Genomic DNA, 20001 nt, shown 5'->3' on the forward strand with positions numbered 1-20001 from the left:
TTCGGGTCTAAGTAAAAGCGAATAATGGGGCTTATTCACGCCGGGGCATAAGGATAAGCGGAAAGTGCCTGGGATGCATCTGTTTGTTCACGGCAAGTTGAAATCAATTGGTTATCGGGTGCATAGTGACAAGGATTCTAATGATCCCCGAGCCAAAACTTTCGGGTTATCAACATTAATCACATTGGAATGGGAGAATAAAATGGAAGTGCGAGTTATTGCCACCCTGCAGGCTAAACCCGAGTTTGTTTCGGCCGTCAGCGATGCGGTGCATGAGATTATCGATCCAAGCCGCCAGGAATTGGGCAACCTGCAATATGACCTGCACCGCGATCTCGAGAAGCCAGGAACTTTCGTGTTCTTTGAACGCTGGGCAAGCGCGGAGGCGCTGGAGAAACACAACGCCACCGAGCATTTTAAGCGGTTTGTCGCCAGCATTGACGGCAAGCTAGATTTGCTGGATATCAAACAATTGAAAAAAATTGCCTGAGTTTATTTCGGCAATAAAAAACCCGCCATCAGGCGGGTTTTTTTATCGAAGCAGATTACCTTATTCGTTAACCGGCTGCGGTTTGGTTGCCGGTGCGGTAGCTTGATTTACCGCCGCATGGCCACCGGCTGAGCCTTTACCTTCGAAGGCGAAGGAAGGACGCTGCCAATCGCTGTGCTGCTGCTGCTCAGGCACATAGTCCGGAGCAGGGGCCTTGGTCATTGGCGCCGTAGCGATATGCTTGTACAGCGTACCAGCCTGTACCGGTGCGGGTTGCTGTTGCACTGCCGGCGCTGGTTTTTCAACAACGGCCGGAGCTACAGTTTCCTGAACCGGGGCAGTTTCAACGACAGGTTCAGCAGGCTCGGCAGCCGGCTCGGTGACGACTTCTGCCACTGTTGCCGTTTCTTCCACCACCAAGACTGGTGTTGCCTCTGCTACTGGGGTTTCTTCAACCTCAGGAGCAGTTTCAACCGCTGGTGCCGCTTCAACGGCTGGGGCTTTTTCGACCGCAGCGGCTGCTTCAACCACTGCGGTTTCTTCAACCGCTGGTGTTTCAGCTGCTACCGGAGTTTCTTCAGCCTGAACAGTAATGATTGGCTCGGCAGTTACAACAACCGGTTGGGCTTCTTCAACTGCTTCAACCGCGACTGCCACAGCTTCCGGCTGGTTAACCGGTGCGGTTTCCTGCTCTGCGACCGCGGCAACCACCGGAGCGGCCACGCTGACGGCTTCTGGTGCCATGACGTTGTCGGCAGCGATTTGGCTAGCTTCAGCCTGAACTTGAGCCTCTTCAACCATTTGCGCAGCTTGTGTGACAGGGTAACTCACCCAGACCTTGCCTGACGCCATTTCTGGTGAGGCAAAAGCCCCCGCCAGTGGCATTGGCGACTGAGTTGGGTAACGCTCGTCACGGTAACGACGACGACGCTGACCGCTAACGCGCAGGTGGCGAGGTGAACGACGTGAGCGGCGTGGCATGCCGTTTTCGCCACTAGCGCGGTTGTCACCCTGTGCATCGTCTTCGGCCTGCGCTTCAACGGTTTCCGGCAGCAGTTTAACGCTGTCTTCGGCCTGAGCAGGTTTCGCGTCCTGAGCTTTCGCTACCGGCGTTTTAGGTGCCAGCAGCTCTTCCGCTGCGCGATGCAGCTCTTCTTCCGCGGACAGCACACGAACCTTCTGCGACAGAGGACGACGTTGACGACGCTGCATGTTCTGCATCTGACGTTCTTCGTGATCTTCATCGCTGGCGGTGGTGGCAGTAGCAGCTTCTGTACTTTCCAGTGCGGCCACTTCTTGCTGAGCCTGACGCTTTTCTTCCTGACGACGGCGTTGACGCTCGGCACGCTGCTCACGGCGCTGTTGCTGCTCTTCGCGCTGTGCCTTGGCGGCTTCTTCAGACTGCGGCTCATCGGTAACCGTGGCAGTGGTTTGCTGCGCATTGCGACGGTTGCGGCGCTGCTCGTCACGCACTTCACGTGTTTCACGGCCTTCGCGGTTATCGCGCGGTTCGCGATTTTCACGCGGCTCACGATTATCACGATCGCGGTTATCACGGCCTTCACCGCGCTCTTTGCGTTCACCACGTTCTGGACGATCGCTACGTTCACCGCGCTCACCACGGTCTTTACGACCGGTACCCTGACGACGTTGACCACGACGATCCTGGCGACGGTTTTCACCGTTGCTTTCGGTCTTAGGCGCTTCAACCACAGGTTTGGCTTCGACAACCGGCTGTTCTTCACCGGCAAACAGTGCTTTCAGACCACCAAACAGACGGCCCAACAGGCCAGGTTTGGCAGCGGCTGGTGCAGCTTGTTTGGTTGCTGTTGCCGCAACGGCGGGCTGAGTAGCAACGGCTTCTTCAGCCGGTGGTGGTGCATCGGCGGCCAGCGAGAACGAGGCCAGAGCCGGCTGTTCCGGGCGTTTGCGCTCCATCGGCGCATCTTCCAACGGCTGAGCCATCTCTTCTTCGTGCAGTTTCGGCAACAGGTAGCTCAGGGTTGGTGTTTCTTCACCCTTACGTACGCGCAGCACAGAGTAGTGTGGGGTTTGCATCTGATCGTTCGGCACGATGATCGCTTTCACGCCACCCTGACGTTTTTCGATCGCGCTCACCGATTCACGTTTTTCGTTCAGCAGGTAAGAAGCCACCTGAACTGGCACGATAGCGTGAACTTCTTTGGTGTTTTCTTTCAGCGCTTCTTCTTCGATCAAACGAAGGATGGAAAGCGCCAGAGATTCGTTATCACGGATGGTGCCGGTGCCGTTACAGCGCGGGCAAACGTGATGGCTGGATTCACCCAGTGACGGGCTGAGGCGCTGACGCGACATCTCAAGCAGACCGAAACGGGAAATGCGGCCGATCTGGATACGCGCACGGTCTTGACGCACGGCATCGCGCAGGCGGTTTTCAACTTCACGCTGGTGGCGAACCGGGGTCATATCGATAAAGTCGATAACGATCAGACCGCCGAGGTCACGCAGGCGCAGCTGGCGAGCTATCTCGTCTGCCGCTTCCAGGTTGGTGTTGAACGCAGTTTCTTCGATATCGCCGCCGCGGGTTGCACGCGCGGAGTTGATGTCGATAGCGGTCAGCGCTTCGGTAGAGTCGATAACGATCGAACCGCCGGAAGGCAGGCGAACTTCACGCTGGAAGGCGGATTCGATTTGAGATTCGATTTGGTAGTGGCTGAACAGAGGGATTTCACCGCTGTACAGTTTGATTTTGCTGCTGAAATCCGGACGGCCCAGGGCAGCGATGTGCTCTTTGGCCAGATCGAGAACTTTTGGATTGTCGATCAGGATTTCGCCGATGTCCGGGCGCAGATAGTCGCGGAATGCACGTACGATGACGTTGCTTTCCTGATGGATCAGGAAGGGCGCAGCGCGGCCTTCAGCGGCTTTTTTAATCGCTTCCCAGTGCTTCAGGCGGAAAGAGAGATCCCACTGCAATGCATCGGCCGATTTGCCAACGCCTGCGGTACGAACAATCAGGCCCATGCCATCCGGGAGTTGCAGAGAAGAAAGCGCTTCTTTCAATTCAGTGCGGTCGTCACCTTCGATGCGGCGTGAAATACCACCGGCACGTGGGTTGTTCGGCATCAGAACCAAATAACTGCCGGCCAGGCTGATGAAGGTGGTCAAGGCGGCGCCTTTGTTGCCACGTTCTTCTTTATCAACCTGAACGATCACTTCCTGGCCTTCGCGCAGCACATCTTTGATGTTCGGGCGACCATGGGAGGAGTAGTTACTTGGGAAGTATTCGCGAGCGATTTCTTTAAGAGGGAGGAAACCATGTCGTTCGGCGCCGTAATCTACGAACGCTGCTTCAAGACTTGGTTCTATACGAGTGATTTTGCCTTTGTAAATATTCGCTTTTTTCTGTTCATGACCCGGACTTTCAATATCCAAATCATACAGCCGCTGTCCATCTACGAGGGCAACACGCAACTCTTCCTGCTGAGTTGCGTTAATCAACATTCTTTTCATCTTAACTTACTCGTTATTTTTACATTATCGACAAAGCTGCGGGCAAAATAACCTCATGGCCGGATTAAAACCGAAAACCCCGTGTCTTCTCGCAAAGCCGTCAACCTCACGGTTGTCGCCTGCATAGGGGCGCATTATCTCGGTAAGCCTGTATTTCTTTGTGAAAAACAGCACTTTTACTAGGGGAATAGCCTCTGATTTACGTCGACAGATCTGATTCCATTTGCCGGCCAAGCTGCAACCCGCAGCCCGCTAATTGTTTGATTTCACATTACGTCTTACGCCATTGCTGCGTTTTTGCGCCATCAGACAAATTTTATAATTCCACCGTTTTCCCTGTTTAACGAGAATCAACGTGGAAAGTAAACGCATTATTCCACTGCTGATACTGTTATAGCAAGGTGACTTTTCCTTAACTGCGGAAGAAATCGCAAACGTTCAAACCGGCTTGCTGCCTTATTGTCCGTCAGGGTTTCTCCTGCAGTCAGAGAGACAGTTAAGCACAGAAAAAGAAGTGGCGCTATTTACGCGCTCTATTTAGAATCCCGCTCCATGAAAACGAACATTCCTGCAGTACAATTAATCACGATTTCTGACGACGAAGCCGGTCAACGAATCGACAACTTTCTGCTTGCTCGCCTGAAAGGCGTGCCGAAGAGCATGATTTACCGCATCGTACGCAAAGGCGAGGTACGGGTTAATAAAGGACGCATCAAGGCTGAATACAAGCTGGCGGCTGGTGACGTGGTGCGAGTACCACCGGTCCGCGTTGCCGAACGTGAAGACGCGCCGGTTTCCGCCAAGCTGGACAAAGTGGCGGCACTGGCCGATTGCATTTTGTATGAAGACGATCATTTGCTGCTGCTGAACAAGCCTTCAGGCACCGCGGTGCACGGTGGCAGCGGCCTGAGCTTTGGCGTGATTGAGGGCCTGCGCGCGCTGCGCCCGGAAGCCCGTTTCCTGGAGCTGGTGCACCGACTGGATCGCGATACTTCCGGCGTGTTGCTGGTGGCGAAAAAACGTTCTGCACTGCGTTCGCTGCATGAGCAATTGCGGCTGAAAGGCATGCAGAAGGATTATCTGGCGCTGGTGCGCGGCCAATGGCAGTCGCATTGCAAGGCCGTGCAGGCACCGTTGCTGAAAAACATTCTGCAAAGCGGCGAACGTATCGTGCGCGTCAATAGCGAAGGCAAACCGTCGGAAACCCGCTTCAAGGTAGAGGAACGTTTTGAGCATGCCACGCTGGTAAAGGCGAGCCCGATTACCGGGCGCACCCACCAGATCCGCGTTCACACCTTGCACGCAGGGCACCCGATAGCCTTCGATGACCGCTATGGCGATCGTGAATTCGATCGCCAGTTGGCCGGTACCGGGCTCAAACGCCTGTTCTTGCATGCCGCGGCACTGCGGTTCGAACATCCGGGCACTGGCGAAACCATGCGTATCGAAGCGCCGATGGACCAGGAGTTGCGCCACTGCCTGCAGGTATTGCGCAAGCAGGCCAAAGGCCAGTAAGTAAAAGTATTTTATACCAGCGGGTTGATGCCTTCAGCCCGCAGCATCTCCAGCAGGGCTATCAGCGGCAGACCGATCAACCCATTCGGATCTCGCCCCTCCAGTTTATCGAACAACGCAATACCCAGACCTTCACTTTTAAAACTGCCCGCACAGTTGAGCGGCTGTTCAAGGCGCACATAAGCGCTGATTTCTGCGTCGCTCAGCGCACGGAAATGCACATGGAAGGGCTCGCAAAGCGCCTGCAGGTGATGGCTGCGACTGTTGTACAGCGCCAGACCGGTATAAAACGTCACCCTTTGGCCGCTGGCCTGGCGCAATTGCGCGCAGGCGTTCTCTTCGGTATGCGGTTTCCCGGTTATTTCACCGTCGATCACGCAGACCTGGTCGGAACCGATAATCAAATGGTCAGGATAGGCGATGGCCAATGCCTGGGCTTTCGCCGTCGCCAGCCGTAAGACCAGCGCTTCGGCGGTTTCCCCGGCCAATGGGATTTCATCGACCTGCGGCGCGTCACAGGTAAAAGGCAGATGCAGTTTTTCCAACAGCATCTTGCGGTAGGTCGAGGTGGAGGCGAGGAGTAGTCTCTGCATATTTTTTTCGTAAACCATAGCGTAAATGGAGAGGTCATTTTAAACTGTCCGCCGCTGAGGAAGCGAATATTGGTGAAAGGTGCCGTTTTACGGCCTTTTTCTTTGACTCTAAGTCGTTACAAAGTTAATATGCGCGCCCTATGCAAAAGGTAAAATTACCCTTGACCATTGATGCGGTACGTACCGCTCAGAAACGCCTGGACTATGTTGGTTCCTATGCGCCTGAGCAGGTTACACGTGTTGCTGCCTCTGTGGTCAGTGTGGACAGTGATGTTGAGGTCTCGTTATCTTTCGATATTGATAACCAGCGCCTCGCGGTGATAACAGGGCATGCGGACGTCCAGGTAATGCTGATGTGCCAACGCTGCGGAGTCCCGTTCGAACACCATGTTCACACAACATATTGTTTTAGCCCGGTCGTCAATGATGAGCAGGCTGAGGCATTACCGGGGGCGTACGAGCCGATCGAAGTCGATGAGTTTGGCGAAGTTGATCTGCTGGCAATGATTGAAGACGAAATTATTCTTTCACTGCCTGTCGTCCCGGTACATGAATCTGAACACTGTGAAGTGTCCGAAGCGGACATGGTCTTTGGCAAACTGCCTCCAGAGGCGGAGAAACCAAACCCATTTGCCGTATTAGCCAGTTTAAAGCGTAAGTAATTAAGGAGTAAGGTCCATGGCCGTACAACAAAATAAACCAACCCGTTCCAAACGTGGCATGCGTCGTTCACACGATGCTCTGACCACCACCACTTTGTCTGTTGATGCGACTTCTGGTGAAACTCATCGTCGTCACCACATCACTGCCGACGGTTTCTACCGCGGTCGCAAGGTTATCGGCTAAGTAGCGGTACCTTGACTCGTCTAACCCTGGCGTTAGATGCAATGGGCGGGGACTTCGGTCCCTGCGTCACAGTGCCTGCTTCATTGCAGGCACTGGCCTCTAATTTACAGCTTCATCTTCTGCTGGTCGGCAATCCCGACACCCTCTCTCCTTTACTTGCCAAAGCCGATCCGGTTCTTCTGGAACGTTTGCAAGTCGTGCCCGCTGAATCTGTGATTGCCGGCGACGCCAAACCCTCACAAGCGATTCGTGCCAGCCGTGGCACTTCCATGCGCATTGCGCTGGAACTGACCAAAAACGGTGATGCACAGGGCTGTGTCAGCGCGGGTAATACCGGTGCGCTGATGGGGTTGGCGAAGATGCTGATTAAGCCGTTGGACGGTATTGAACGTCCGGCGCTGATGACGGTGATCCCGAATCAGCTGGGCGGTAAAACCGTGGTGCTGGATCTGGGCGCCAACGTCGAATGCGACAGCACCATGCTGGTGCAGTTTGCGGTGATGGGCGCGGTGATGGCCGAAGAGGTGGTGGGGATTGCGCAACCACGCGTGGCGCTGCTGAATATTGGTGAAGAAGAAACCAAAGGTCTGGATAATATCCGCGAAGCGGCCGCCGTGCTAAAAAATACTCCGGCAATCAACTATATTGGTTACCTGGAAGGCAACGATCTTCTCACCGGGAAAACCGATGTGATGGTCTGCGACGGCTTTGTGGGTAACGTCACCCTGAAAACCATGGAAGGGGTGGTAAGAGTATTTTTATCGCTGCTGAAATCATCCGGAGACGGTGGCAAGCAGGCGTGGTGGTTAAAATTGTTGGGCCGTTGGTTGCAAAAACGGGTGGTAAAGCGGTTCGGCCACCTGAACCCCGACCAGTATAATGGCGCATGTCTGTTAGGATTGCGCAGCACCGTAATCAAGAGCCACGGCGCTGCGAACCCGCACGCGTTTGCAGTTGCAATCGAACAGGCTGTGCAGGCGGTGCAGCGGCAAGTCCCTGACAGGATTGCTGCGCGCCTTGAAGCTGTATTACCTAAGAGTGACTGATCGTACATGTATACAAAGATTCTCGGTACGGGGAGTTATTTACCCGTACAAGTGCGCACCAACGCTGACCTTGAAAAAATGGTGGATACCTCTGACGAGTGGATCGTCACTCGCACAGGTATCCGTGAACGCCGCATTGCCGCCGCTGATGAAACCGTGGCGACGATGGGCTTCCATGCTGCTGAAAAAGCGCTGGAAATGGCAGGTGTGGCTAAAGAAGATATCGGGCTGATCGTTGTGGCGACCACCACTTCGAGCCACGCATTCCCAAGTTCTGCCTGCCAGGTGCAGCAGATGCTCGGGATTAAAGATTGTGCGGCTTTCGATCTGGCTGCAGCCTGCGCCGGTTTCACCTACGCGTTGAGCGTTGCCGATCAGTACGTTAAGAACGGTGCGGTGAAGCGTGCGCTGGTGATTGGTGCAGACGTGCTTTCTCGCACGCTGGATCCTGACGATCGCGGTACCATCATCCTGTTTGGTGATGGCGCTGGCGCGGTGGTGCTGGGCGCTTCTGAAGAGCCGGGCATTCTGTCGACTCACCTGCATGCGGACGGCACCTACGGCGGCCTGCTGACGTTGCCATTCAAGGATCGTCAGGATCAGGAAAAGCCGGCCTATGTCACCATGGCAGGCAATGAAGTCTTCAAGGTTGCGGTTACCGAACTGGCTCACATCGTTGACGAAACGCTGCAGGCCAATGATTTGGACCGCAGCCAGCTGGATTGGCTGGTGCCGCACCAGGCCAACCTGCGCATTATCAGCGCAACGGCAAAAAAACTGGGTATGGGGATGGATAAAGTGGTGGTGACGCTTGATCGTCACGGTAACACCTCTGCCGCCTCGGTCCCCGCAGCGCTCGATGAAGCGGTGCGCGATGGGCGGATCCAGCGCGGCCAACTGGTGCTGCTGGAAGCCTTCGGCGGCGGCTTTACCTGGGGCTCGGCGCTGGTTCGTTTCTGATTAACAGGAAGAAAAAATGACGCAATTTGCTTTTGTTTTCCCAGGCCAGGGCTCACAGTCCCTGGGCATGCTGGCCGATTTGGCCGCTCAATATCCGATCGTTGAAGCGACTTTCAGCGAAGCCTCTTCCGTTCTGGGTTACGACCTGTGGCAACTGGTGCAGCAAGGGCCGGCGGAAGAACTGAACAAAACCTGGCAAACGCAGCCGGCATTGCTGGCCGCCTCAGTGGCGATTTTCCGCGTTTGGCAGCAGCAGGGCGGCAAAATGCCTGCCATCATGGCCGGCCACAGCCTGGGCGAGTACTCGGCGCTGGTTTGTGCGGGCGTGCTGGATTTCCAGGCGGCAATCCGCCTGGTTGAGCTGCGCGGCAAACTGATGCAGGAAGCGGTGCCGGAAGGCACTGGCGCGATGTCCGCCATCATTGGTCTGGACAACGCGGCTATCGCCAAGGCTTGTGAAGAGTCTGCCCAAGGGCAGGTTGTTTCCCCGGTGAACTTCAATTCCCCGGGCCAGGTGGTGATCGCCGGCAATAAAGAAGCGGTTGAACGTGCAGGCGCAGCCTGTAAAGCGGCTGGCGCCAAGCGTGCGCTGCCGTTGCCGGTGAGCGTGCCTTCGCACTGTGCACTGATGAAGCCGGCTGCAGACAAACTGGCCGTGGCGTTGCAGGACATCACCTTCAGCGCTCCGCAGGTGCCGGTGGTAAATAACGTCGACGTGCGTGCTGAAAGCGATCCAGAAGCGATCCGCAGCGCGCTGGTGCGTCAGTTGTACAGCCCGGTACGTTGGACCGAGAGCGTTGAGTTTATGGCAGCACAGGGCGTTACGTCGCTGCTAGAGGTTGGTCCGGGCAAGGTTCTGACCGGTCTGACTAAACGTATTGTTGATACCCTGACGGCGGCGGCGGTGAATGACGCTGCCAGCCTGACAGCGGCGCTTGAACAATAAAGAGGAAAACAATGAGCTTCGAAGGTAAAGTTGTTCTGGTCACCGGCGCGAGCCGGGGTATTGGCCGGGCTATTGCAGAAACGTTTGTGGCACGCGGCGCTAAAGTGATCGGCACCGCCACCAGTGAAAGCGGCGCTGAGGCTATCAGCAGCTACCTGGGCGCGAACGGCAAAGGGTTTGCATTGAATGTGGTCGATGCTCAATCTATCGACAGCGTTCTGGCATCTATTCGTGCTGAATTTGGCGAAATCGACATTTTAGTGAATAATGCCGGCATTACGCGTGATAACCTCCTGATGCGTATGAAGGACGACGAGTGGCAGGATATCCTGAACACCAATCTGACTTCCGTATTCCGTCTGTCAAAAGCGGTAATGCGAGCTATGATGAAAAAGCGGTTTGGCCGGATCATCACCATCGGTTCCGTTGTCGGTACCATGGGGAACGCAGGGCAGGCTAATTACGCGGCGGCTAAAGCCGGTCTGATTGGCTTTAGTAAGTCTTTGGCACGTGAAGTTGCTTCGCGTGGCATTACGGTCAACGTCGTGGCACCTGGCTTTATTGAGACGGACATGACACGGGCGTTGACAGATGATCAACGCGCAGGCATTTTGTCATCAGTTCCAGCCAATCGGCTGGGGGATGCTAAAGAAATCGCCAGCGCTGTTGCATTTTTAGCCTCTGATGAGGCTGGCTACATCACCGGTGAAACGTTACATGTCAATGGCGGCATGTACATGATTTAAAAAATGCGAAAACTATTTGCGTTATTTGGGGTAAAAACCGCAAAATAGCGTAAAATCGTGGTTTGACCAGCCGGGATTTAGTTGCATCTTTTTCAACATTTTATACACTACGAAAACCATCGCGAAAGCGAGTTTTGATAGGAAATTTAAGAGTATGAGCACTATCGAAGAACGCGTTAAGAAAATCATTGTTGAGCAGTTGGGTGTTAAACAGGAAGAAGTTTTAAATAACGCTTCTTTCGTTGAAGATCTGGGTGCTGATTCTCTTGACACCGTTGAGCTGGTAATGGCTCTGGAAGAAGAGTTCGACACCGAGATTCCAGACGAAGAAGCTGAGAAAATCACTACTGTTCAGGCAGCTATTGATTTCATCAACGCCAGCCAGCAGTAAGAGAACATATCTAGGCGGTCACTCGACCGCCTAAGTTTTTTCTATCCCTAGTGTCATATTTTTCCCTCCTTGGAGGACAAACGTGTCTAAGCGTCGAGTAGTTGTGACCGGACTGGGCATGTTGTCTCCTGTCGGCAATACGGTAGAGTCCACATGGAACGCTCTTCTTGCCGGTCAGAGTGGCATCAGCCTGATCGACCATTTCGATACCTCTGCCTATGCGACCAAGTTTGCAGGCCTGGTAAAGAATTTTAATTCAGAAGATTTCATCTCCCGCAAAGATGCGCGCAAGATGGACGCCTTCATCCAGTACGGTATCGCAGCCGGCATGCAAGCCATGCAGGACGCACAACTGGATATCACCGAGGCTAACGCCAGCCGCATTGGCGCCGCTATCGGCTCCGGTATTGGCGGCCTGGGTTTGATTGAAGAGAACCACAGTTCACTGGTTAACGGTGGCCCACGGAAAATCAGTCCGTTCTTTGTGCCGTCAACCATAGTAAACATGATTGCAGGCCACCTGACTATCATGTACGGCATGCGTGGCCCGAGCATTTCGATCGCCACCGCCTGTACCTCAGGTGTGCACAACATCGGCCACGCCGCGCGTATCATTGCTTACAATGATGCTGACGTCATGCTGGCCGGTGGGGCAGAAAAAGCCAGTACCCCGTTGGGCGTCGGCGGCTTTGGCGCAGCACGCGCGTTGTCGACCCGCAACGAAGATCCGCAGGCAGCCAGCCGCCCTTGGGACAAGGACCGTGATGGTTTTGTTCTGGGTGACGGTGCCGGCATGATGGTGCTGGAAGAGTACGAGCACGCCAAAAAACGCGGCGCAAAAATTTATGCTGAAGTTGTCGGCTTTGGGATGAGCAGCGATGCTTATCACATGACGTCACCACCGGAAAACGGTGCGGGCGCTGCACTGGCGATGGAAAATGCGTTGCTTGATGCCGGTGTGACCACGTCACAAATCGGCTATATCAATGCGCACGGCACCTCAACGCCGGCCGGCGACAAAGCCGAAACGCAGGCAGTGAAGTCGGTATTTGGCAGCGATGCGCAGCGCGTGATGGTCAGCTCAACCAAATCGATGACCGGCCACCTGTTAGGTGCGGCGGGTGCAATTGAGTCGATCTTCACCGTACTGGCATTGCGTGACCAGGCCGTTCCGCCAACCATCAACCTGGATAACCCGGATGAAGGTTGCGATCTGGACTTCGTTCCGCACGAAGCACGCCAGGTAAGCGATATGCAGTACACGCTGTGTAACTCCTTCGGTTTCGGCGGCACCAACGGTTCTCTGATCTTCCGCAAGGTGTAATAACCTCTGCTGGCGGACGGTAAAAAGCCCGGTTTTTTAAACCGGGCTTTTTTTATGGCGCTGACCCGTCGGGGCCCGGCTAGGCGATGCTTTTGTCGAGCGGCCAACTGCTGCTAATGGCGTCGGCGCCTGTTATTCTGTAGTGGAAACCAAAGCGGTCAGGGGAAGTCTATGTACTGGATAAACGGGCAGCAACACGATGCGCTGGCGCCAAGCGATCGCGGCTTGCAGTTTGGCGACGGCTGTTTCACTACCGCACGAGTGGTTGAGGGCAAGATTGATCTGCTGCCCTGGCATATCGAACGTCTGCAGCAGTCGGCACAGCGGCTGATGCTGCCTGCCTGTGACTGGGATGCGTTGGAATATGAAATGGTGCGCGCGGCAGAATCTATCCCGCAGGGCGTGGTCAAAGCGATACTGACGCGCGGCAGCGGTGGGCGAGGTTACAGTCCAAAAGGATGTGAGCATCCCACGCGGATTGTTTCTCGCAGCGCCTACCCGATGCACTATTTGCAATGGCGCGAGCAGGGCATCAGCCTGGCGCTTAGCCCGGTAACGCTGGCTCGTCATCCGCTGCTGGCGGGGTTGAAACACCTGAATCGTTTGGAGCAGGTGTTGATCCGCGCGCATCTTGACCAGACGGCCGCCGACGAGGCGCTGGTGCTTGACACTGCCGGTATGCTGGTGGAATGCTGTGCGGCTAATTTGTTCTGGCGAAAGGGAAAAGCGGTCTTCACGCCGGATCTGAGCCAGGCGGGCGTGGCTGGACTGATGCGGCGCCGGGTGATTGAGCTGCTCGCGGGCAGCCGGTACTCATTACATTACGTCAGTGAGCCACTGGAGACGCTGGCCGACGCCGAAGAAGTGCTGGTGAGCAATGCGCTAATGCCATTGCTGCCGGTGAACATCGCGCAATCCTGGCACTACTCTTCGCGCCAACTCTATGATTTTTTGCGCCCACACTGTTAACGATGGCTGATTGATGAAGAAAAGAAAGCTGAAGTTCGTTTCTATTATTGTTGTTCTGGTATTGGGCCTGCTGTTGTGGGGATATCAGAAGATTGAACGCTTCGCGGATACGCCTCTGGCGATCCAGCAGGAAGCCATTTTTAAACTGCCGGCGGGTACCGGGCGGGTAGCGCTGGAAGGGCTGCTGGTTCGTGACAAGCTGATCCGCAACGGAATGTGGTTCCCGTGGCTGTTGCGTGTGGAGCCGCAGCTGGCGGAGTTTAAGGCCGGTACCTATCGCTTTACGCCTGGCATGACGGTGCGCGAGATGCTCAAACTGCTGGCCAGCGGCAAAGAAGCCCAGTTCAGCGCGCGCTTTATCGAAGGCTCTCGCCTGCGTGACTGGCTGGCGGTGCTTCAACAGTCCAAATACCTCAAACATACGCTGGCGGGCAAAAGCGAAACGGAAATTGCCGTGGCGTTGGGCTTGCCGGAGGGGACTAATCCTGAAGGACGCCTGTACCCCGATACCTACCTGTACACGGCGGGCATGAGCGACATTGCGTTGTTAAAGCGTGCTCATTTGCGAATGACCAAGGCGATGGAAGATGCCTGGCAAGGTCGCGACACCAGCCTGCCGTACAAAACGCCCGAAGAGCTGCTGACCATGGCCTCGATCATTGAGAAAGAGACCGCGGTGCCGGAAGAACGCACCAAGGTGGCTTCCGTCTTTATTAACCGCCTGCGCATTGGCATGCGTTTACAGACCGACCCAACGGTGATTTACGGCATGGGCGATAGCTATAATGGCGATATCACCCGCAAAGATTTGGAAACGCCGACGGCGTACAACACCTATGTGATCAACGGCCTGCCGCCAACGCCGATTGCCATGCCTGGCAAGGCTTCGCTGGCCGCCGCCGCCAATCCGGCGAAAACTCCTTATCTGTACTTTGTTGCCGACGGCAAAGGCGGGCATCAATTTACCACTAACCTGGCCAGCCATAATCAGGCGGTGCGCGCCTATCGCCAGGCGCTGAAGGAAAAGAATGAAAAGTAAATTTGTGGTTATCGAAGGGCTTGAGGGCGCGGGCAAAACTACCGCTCGCGATACCGTGGTCGACGTACTGCGCCAGCACGGCATCAACGATATTGTCTTTACCCGTGAACCTGGTGGTACGCCGTTGGCAGAAAAGCTGCGCGACCTGTTCAAGCGCGGCGTGGACGGTGAGCTGCCGACCATCAAAGCCGAGGTGCTGATGCTGTACGCAGCCCGCGTGCAATTGGTGGAAACGGTGATCAAACCTGCGTTGGCGCGTGGTGCCTGGGTGGTTGGCGATCGTCACGATTTGTCTTCTCAGGCCTATCAGGGGGGCGGTCGCGGTGTCGATCAGCAACTTATGGCCTCGCTGCGTGACACCGTGCTGGGCGATTTTCACCCGGACCTGACGCTGTATCTGGATTTGCCGCCGTTAGTGGGGCTGCAACGTGCCCGCGCACGTGGCGAATTGGATCGCATCGAACAAGAGGCGCTGCCGTTCTTTGAACGCACCCGCGCGCGCTACCTGGAACTGGCGGCGCAGGACGAGTCCATTGTCACCGTTGACGCGGCCCAATCGCTGGAGCAGGTGACGGCAGCGATTCGTCACAGCGTCAGCCAATGGCTGCAGCAGGAAGGCGCGTAATGAACTGGTACCCGTGGCTGAATACCCCTTACCGGCAGTTGGTCGGGCAATATGCTGCCGATCGCGGTCATCATGCCTTGCTGCTGCACGCGGCGGCGGGCAATGGCGAAGAAGCACTGGCCTATGGGCTGAGCCGTTGGCTGATTTGCCAGCGCCGTAACGGAGAGAAAAGCTGCGGTGAATGTCATAGCTGCCGGTTAATGCTGGCGGGCAATCATCCGGATTATCATGTGCTGACGCCGGAAAAGGGCAAAAGCAGTCTTGGCGTGGAGCCCATTCGTCAGGTGATTGAGATCCTTTACTCCCATGCTCAGCAGGGCGGAGCCAAGGTTATTTGGTTGCCGCAGGCGGAGCTGCTGACCGAGGCGGCTGCCAATGCGTTGTTGAAAACATTGGAAGAGCCGCCGGAAAAAACCTATTTCCTGCTGAGCTGCCGTGAGCCTTCCCGCCTGTTGGCGACGTTGCGCAGCCGCTGTTTGTACTGGCACCTCGCCAGCCCGGACGAACAGCTCAGCCTGCAGTGGTTAAACCGACAGACGTCGGGAAATCAGGTCGATCTGCTGGCCGCATTGCGTCTGCATGATGGCGCTCCTCTGGCCGCCGAGCAGTTGTTGCAGCCGGAACGTTGGCAGCAGCGTAGCGCGCTGTGTACCGCCCTGAGCGCCGCTTTGCCGCAGCATGACATGCTGTCCTTGCTGCCGGTGTTGAATCACGAAGACGTCGCCGAGCGGCTACACTGGTTATGCGCATTGCTGGTTGACGCCATGAAATGGCAGCAGGGGGCGGCGAGTTTTGCCCTCAACCAGGATCAGCAACCCTTGGTGCACCAACTGGCCAGCTGTTTGAGCAGCAGCTCGCTGCAGCAAGTGGTGCAACAATGGCTTAATTGCCGCCACCAGTTGCTCAGCGTGGTCGGCGTTAACCGTGAACTGCTGCTGACAGAACAGTTACTTGGCTGGGAGCAGATGCTCGGCGCTACCGGCTATTCTCACCCTCATTCGCTGTAAAAGAGTTAAATATTATGTTGTTAGTAGATTCTCATTGCCACCTCGATGGCCTGGATTACCAAACCCTGCACCAAAACGTGGATGACGCACTGGCCAAAGCCAAGGCGCGCGATGTCGGTTACGTGCTGGCGGTCGCTACCACCTTGCCGGGCTATCAGGCCATGACGCAGTTGATTGGCCAACGCGACGACGTGGCTTTCTCCTGCGGTGTGCATCCGCTCAATCTGGAAGGCGGCTACGACTATGCGGAACTGCGCCGTTTAGCGGCGGCAGAGCAGGTGGTGGCGCTGGGGGAAACCGGGCTGGATTATTTCTATCAGAAAGACAATCTTGAACTGCAGCAAGCCTCGTTTCGTGAGCATATCCGCATCGGTCGCGATCTGAACAAACCGGTGATTGTGCATACCCGTGATGCGCGTGAAGACACGCTGGCGATCCTGCGGGAAGAAAATGCCCAGGACTGTGGCGGCGTACTGCATTGCTTCACCGAAGATCGCGCCACGGCCGAAGCCCTGTTGGACTTGGGGTTCTACATTTCCTTTTCCGGCATCCTGACCTTCCGCAACGCCGAGCAGCTGCGTGATGTGGCGCGCTATGTGCCGCTGGACCGCATTCTGGTGGAAACCGACTCGCCGTATCTGGCTCCGGTGCCGCACCGCGGCAAAGAAAACCAACCTGCCTACGTGCGCGATGTGGCTGAATACATGGCGGTATTGAAGGGCGTGAGCCTGGAAACGCTGGCCGAAGCCACTACCGCCAACTTTTCACGCTTATTTCACATCGAACTCTGATCTTTGGCCTAGGCTATAGCTGTAGTCATCGATTCTGGAATTTTTTTTAAGCTCGTAATTAATCGCCGAAACGGGTAATGTTCCCACCCGTTTTAGGGCGAGGTGCGGGCGTTTTTTCCTCTTTTTTGACAAAAAATAGGCGATTTAAGAAAAATACCCGGTTTTGTTCATTGAAACGTGACTGCCATCAAACATTGCGCAGCCTATTTATTTTACTCTGCGTAAAAATTCAAGGGGTGCTCAGACACCCTGAATTGCAGGGGTTTTTTCTCCCCCCCTTGCAACGCGAAGAATCGCGGAAAGTAGCAAAGCACTATTACTCAGGAGCACACTCAACTATGTTCAAGAACGCATTTGCAAACCTGCAAAAAGTAGGTAAGTCGCTAATGCTGCCGGTGTCCGTATTGCCTATCGCAGGTATCCTGCTGGGCGTCGGTTCCGCCAACTTTAGCTGGCTACCTGCGGTAGTCTCCCACGTGATGGCGGAAGCCGGCGGTTCCGTTTTCGCCAACATGCCGCTGATCTTCGCCATCGGTGTTGCCCTGGGCTTCACCAATAACGACGGTGTCTCCGCGTTAGCCGCAGTAGTGGCTTACGGCATCATGGTGAAAACCATGGCAGTAGTAGCGCCTTTGGTGCTGCACCTGCCGGCTGAAGAGATCGCGGCCAAACACCTGGCGGATACCGGTGTGCTCGGGGGGATTATCTCCGGCTCCATCGCGGCCTATATGTTTAACCGCTTCTTCCGCATTCAATTGCCGGAATACCTGGGCTTCTTTGCCGGTAAGCGCTTTGTGCCGATTATCTCCGGCCTGGCGGCAATCGTTCTGGGCGTAGTGCTGTCCTTCATCTGGCCTCCTATCGGTACGGCTATCCAGACCTTCTCACAGTGGGCTGCGTATCAGAACCCGGTAGTGGCATTTGGTATCTACGGCGTGGTTGAACGTGCGCTGGTGCCGTTTGGTCTGCACCACATCTGGAACGTACCTTTCCAGATGCAGATTGGTGAATACACCAACGCGGCGGGCCAGGTATTCCACGGCGACATCCCACGTTATATGGCAGGTGACCCGACTGCGGGTAAACTGTCCGGTGGCTTCCTGTTCAAAATGTACGGTCTGCCTGCTGCTGCGATTGCCATCTGGCACTCGGCCAAGCCGGAAAACCGCGCAAAAGTCGGCGGTATCATGATCTCCGCTGCGCTGACCTCGTTCCTGACCGGTATCACCGAACCGATCGAGTTCTCCTTCATGTTCGTTGCGCCGATCCTGTACGCAATCCACGCCATTCTGGCTGGCCTGGCGTTCCCGATCTGTATCCTGTTGGGGATGCGTGACGGCACCAGCTTCTCGCACGGTCTGATCGACTTTATCGTACTGAGCGGTAACAGCAGCAAAATCTGGCTGTTCCCAGTGGTCGGTATCATCTACGGTCTGGTGTACTACACCATCTTCCGCGTGCTGATTGCCAAACTGGATCTGAAAACACCAGGTCGCGAAGACACGGCTTCTGAGCAGGTTGCCCAGGGCGGTTCTGAAATGTCTGCAGCACTGGTTCAGGCTTTCGGTGGTAAAGAGAACATCACCAACCTGGATGCCTGTATCACTCGACTGCGCGTTAGCGTGGCGGACGTGAGCAAGGTTGACCAGGCTGGCTTGAAAAAACTGGGTGCTGCCGGCGTTGTCGTCGCAGGCTCGGGTGTTCAGGCTATCTTTGGCACCAAATCTGACAACCTGAAAACGGATATGGACGAGTACATCCGTAACCATTAATTCAGGTCAGGCAGGGGAGTTTTAAGGGAGGCGAAAGCCTCCCTTTTTTGTTGGTTTTTTGTCGGCTTTTAAATAAATCTCTGAAGGCCATTTTCTACCAACGTGGTGCAACCCGTCGGGATGATTGCATGTGGCAGTGCCAACAAAGATAATGGTTTTACTTCAATGAGTAGGTGATCTGCCAGAAGGATTTTGGAGCGTGAAAAAGTATTCTTATCCTTTTCTCTTTTCTGCGACCATCGCTTTTTTAGGGTTGGTGTATGGAGTGATGTGGTGGCATAGAGAGGTTTACCGCATTACTTTTCTCAGTGTCTCGACAACGCGCTATATGATCGTTGCAGCGATGATACTGGCTTTGTTTATTTCAATTTACGCTATTGGCCGTGGCGCCGTAAAAAGCAATAAGCACATTGATTATCTCAAGTTTTATGGCGGGGCCTGCATTGTTTTGTTCTTTGTCTTTGCTATGGCATTAATCACCATGACCTACCTGCTGCCAGGGCCGGTCGTGACCTACACGGCGGCTTACTCTTATGCTGAAGGTAGCAGGAAAAGTTGTTCTGGCGCCGATGTTGACGATCCGGACCTGGGGACGAACATAAGAATATGTCATCCCGCGGGTAACTATGCGTTCGATAACGAGATCTTTGTAGAGAAGAGAAACAATGCCCTTGGTTCGGTAGTCATGTATGCAATGACTTCCCCTTAGCACTGCTGGTCAAATGTAGAAGTTGAGTATTCCAGCCTCTGCATTTCACCCAGCGTTTTCTCACTGGGTGAAAGACCTATTGGATCTCAAGCCGCCGGCGCAGCCAGGGGTCCTTAAGACTGAAGAGAAAGCAAGAGCCGGGAGGCGCTATTTTTCCGCGTGTTTTTGCAGGAACTGTTCAAACACCGCCAGAGTGTCGCTGGAAATGTGGTGCTCGATCCCTTCGCTGTCCAACTCCGCCGTTTCGTTCGGTACCCCAAGGCACACCAGCAGGTCGACCACTATCCGATGACGACGGCGTACCTTCTGCGCCAGTTGTTCACCTTCCTCCGTCAGGAAAACCCCTCGATAAGGCCGTGACTCCACCAGACCTGCACTCTTCAGCCGGGCAATGTTCTTGATCGCGGTCGGGTGCGACACACCGAAACGTTTGGCGATATCGGTGGTTCTTGCTTCGCGGGTGGTGACCAGCAGGTCGGCTATCAGCTCGACATAATCTTCAATCAGCGCATTGGACTGCGCCTCTCGAGCGCGGGTGAAGCGCAGGGCATGTTCAGCCTCGTCTGGCATTTCGGCCACAACGGGGCGGTCGGCGTCATCTGGTGCGCTTGTTGCCATATTCTGAGACGTCCTTTAAACGTAAATCCAGTGAGTTGCAGATTAATGCAGTTCCGCCATACGTTAGTCCAAAGGCGACGCATTATCAATTCGCCAGACGCATTGGGTGGAAATTAGAAATA

The 20001-nt window shown here is 55.1% G+C and carries 20 protein-coding genes; 17 read left to right on the forward strand and 3 right to left on the reverse strand.

Annotated elements, in window-relative coordinates:
* The first annotated feature begins 202 nt into the window (after positions 1–202).
* Entirely contained in the window at positions 203–490 is a 288-nt protein-coding gene (locus EBA31_RS09425) for a putative quinol monooxygenase (RefSeq protein ID WP_020826330.1), read from the forward strand.
* A 60-nt stretch (positions 491–550) separates the two neighbouring features.
* Here the strand turns inward: EBA31_RS09425 and rne are convergent, their stop codons facing one another.
* Positions 551–3982, reverse strand: coding sequence for a ribonuclease E (gene rne, locus EBA31_RS09430; protein WP_122078588.1), 3432 nt, complete (start codon positions 3980–3982; stop codon positions 551–553).
* Between the two features lie 552 nt (positions 3983–4534).
* On the opposite strand from rne, the gene rluC reads away from it, so the two are divergent.
* On the forward strand, positions 4535–5497 hold the full coding sequence (gene rluC / locus EBA31_RS09440) for a 23S rRNA pseudouridine(955/2504/2580) synthase RluC (RefSeq protein ID WP_020826332.1): 963 nt from the start codon (positions 4535–4537) through the stop codon (positions 5495–5497).
* A gap of 11 nt (positions 5498–5508) precedes the next feature.
* On the opposite strand, the gene EBA31_RS09445 is transcribed toward rluC, so the two are convergent.
* Complete coding sequence (locus EBA31_RS09445) at positions 5509–6090, reverse strand: nucleoside triphosphate pyrophosphatase (RefSeq protein ID WP_122080603.1); 582 nt, start codon at positions 6088–6090, stop codon at positions 5509–5511.
* Positions 6091–6230: 140 nt separating this feature from the next.
* On the opposite strand from EBA31_RS09445, the gene yceD reads away from it, so the two are divergent.
* The 15 genes from yceD (at position 6231) to EBA31_RS09520 (ending at position 19261) form a co-directional block, all read left to right on the forward strand.
* Positions 6231–6752: a 23S rRNA accumulation protein YceD gene (yceD, locus tag EBA31_RS09450; protein ID WP_020826334.1), complete on the forward strand. Its 522-nt coding sequence runs from the start codon at positions 6231–6233 to the stop codon at positions 6750–6752.
* A gap of 16 nt (positions 6753–6768) precedes the next feature.
* Positions 6769–6936: a 50S ribosomal protein L32 gene (rpmF, locus tag EBA31_RS09455; protein ID WP_004943042.1), complete on the forward strand. Its 168-nt coding sequence runs from the start codon at positions 6769–6771 to the stop codon at positions 6934–6936.
* 11 nt (positions 6937–6947) lie between these two features.
* Positions 6948–7982 (forward strand): phosphate acyltransferase PlsX, encoded by a 1035-nt coding sequence (gene plsX / locus EBA31_RS09460; RefSeq protein ID WP_071827011.1) that lies wholly within the window; start codon positions 6948–6950, stop codon positions 7980–7982.
* 6 nt (positions 7983–7988) lie between these two features.
* Complete coding sequence (locus EBA31_RS09465; protein ID WP_041414443.1) at positions 7989–8942, forward strand: beta-ketoacyl-ACP synthase III; 954 nt, start codon at positions 7989–7991, stop codon at positions 8940–8942.
* 16 nt (positions 8943–8958) lie between these two features.
* Positions 8959–9888, forward strand: coding sequence for an ACP S-malonyltransferase (gene fabD / locus EBA31_RS09470; protein ID WP_020826337.1), 930 nt, complete (start codon positions 8959–8961; stop codon positions 9886–9888).
* Positions 9889–9899: 11 nt separating this feature from the next.
* On the forward strand, positions 9900–10634 hold the full coding sequence (fabG, locus tag EBA31_RS09475; protein ID WP_020826338.1) for a 3-oxoacyl-ACP reductase FabG: 735 nt from the start codon (positions 9900–9902) through the stop codon (positions 10632–10634).
* A gap of 154 nt (positions 10635–10788) precedes the next feature.
* Positions 10789–11025 carry an acyl carrier protein gene (acpP, locus tag EBA31_RS09480; RefSeq protein ID WP_004719003.1) on the forward strand — a complete coding sequence of 79 codons (237 nt, stop codon included), beginning with the start codon at positions 10789–10791 and terminating at the stop codon, positions 11023–11025.
* A gap of 82 nt (positions 11026–11107) precedes the next feature.
* Complete coding sequence (gene fabF / locus EBA31_RS09485) at positions 11108–12349, forward strand: beta-ketoacyl-ACP synthase II (protein WP_041414447.1); 1242 nt, start codon at positions 11108–11110, stop codon at positions 12347–12349.
* Between the two features lie 171 nt (positions 12350–12520).
* Positions 12521–13318 (forward strand): aminodeoxychorismate lyase, encoded by a 798-nt coding sequence (gene pabC / locus EBA31_RS09490; RefSeq protein ID WP_020826340.1) that lies wholly within the window; start codon positions 12521–12523, stop codon positions 13316–13318.
* A gap of 13 nt (positions 13319–13331) precedes the next feature.
* On the forward strand, positions 13332–14357 hold the full coding sequence (mltG, locus tag EBA31_RS09495) for an endolytic transglycosylase MltG (protein WP_122078590.1): 1026 nt from the start codon (positions 13332–13334) through the stop codon (positions 14355–14357).
* Positions 14347–14982 carry a dTMP kinase gene (tmk, locus tag EBA31_RS09500; RefSeq protein ID WP_020826342.1) on the forward strand — a complete coding sequence of 212 codons (636 nt, stop codon included), beginning with the start codon at positions 14347–14349 and terminating at the stop codon, positions 14980–14982. The genes mltG and tmk overlap by 11 nt, the downstream gene beginning before the upstream one ends.
* Positions 14982–15989, forward strand: a complete 1008-nt coding sequence (holB, locus tag EBA31_RS09505; RefSeq protein WP_122078592.1) for a DNA polymerase III subunit delta' — start codon at positions 14982–14984, stop codon at positions 15987–15989. The genes tmk and holB overlap by 1 nt, the downstream gene beginning before the upstream one ends.
* 14 nt (positions 15990–16003) lie before the next feature.
* On the forward strand, positions 16004–16780 hold the full coding sequence (locus tag EBA31_RS09510; RefSeq protein WP_020826344.1) for a metal-dependent hydrolase: 777 nt from the start codon (positions 16004–16006) through the stop codon (positions 16778–16780).
* Between the two features lie 338 nt (positions 16781–17118).
* Positions 17119–18552 carry a PTS glucose transporter subunit IIBC gene (gene ptsG / locus EBA31_RS09515; protein WP_020826345.1) on the forward strand — a complete coding sequence of 478 codons (1434 nt, stop codon included), beginning with the start codon at positions 17119–17121 and terminating at the stop codon, positions 18550–18552.
* A 199-nt stretch (positions 18553–18751) separates the two neighbouring features.
* Complete coding sequence (locus tag EBA31_RS09520) at positions 18752–19261, forward strand: hypothetical protein (protein ID WP_020826346.1); 510 nt, start codon at positions 18752–18754, stop codon at positions 19259–19261.
* 147 nt (positions 19262–19408) lie between these two features.
* Here the strand turns inward: EBA31_RS09520 and mntR are convergent, their stop codons facing one another.
* A complete protein-coding gene (gene mntR, locus EBA31_RS09525) occupies positions 19409–19879 on the reverse strand; it encodes a manganese-binding transcriptional regulator MntR (protein WP_020826347.1) in 471 nt (156 codons plus the stop codon).
* Between the last annotated feature and the right edge of the window lie 122 nt (positions 19880–20001).

This window comes from Serratia sp. P2ACOL2 (assembly GCF_003691565.1).
In the GTDB taxonomy this organism is placed as follows: Bacteria; Pseudomonadota; Gammaproteobacteria; order Enterobacterales; family Enterobacteriaceae; genus Serratia; species Serratia liquefaciens.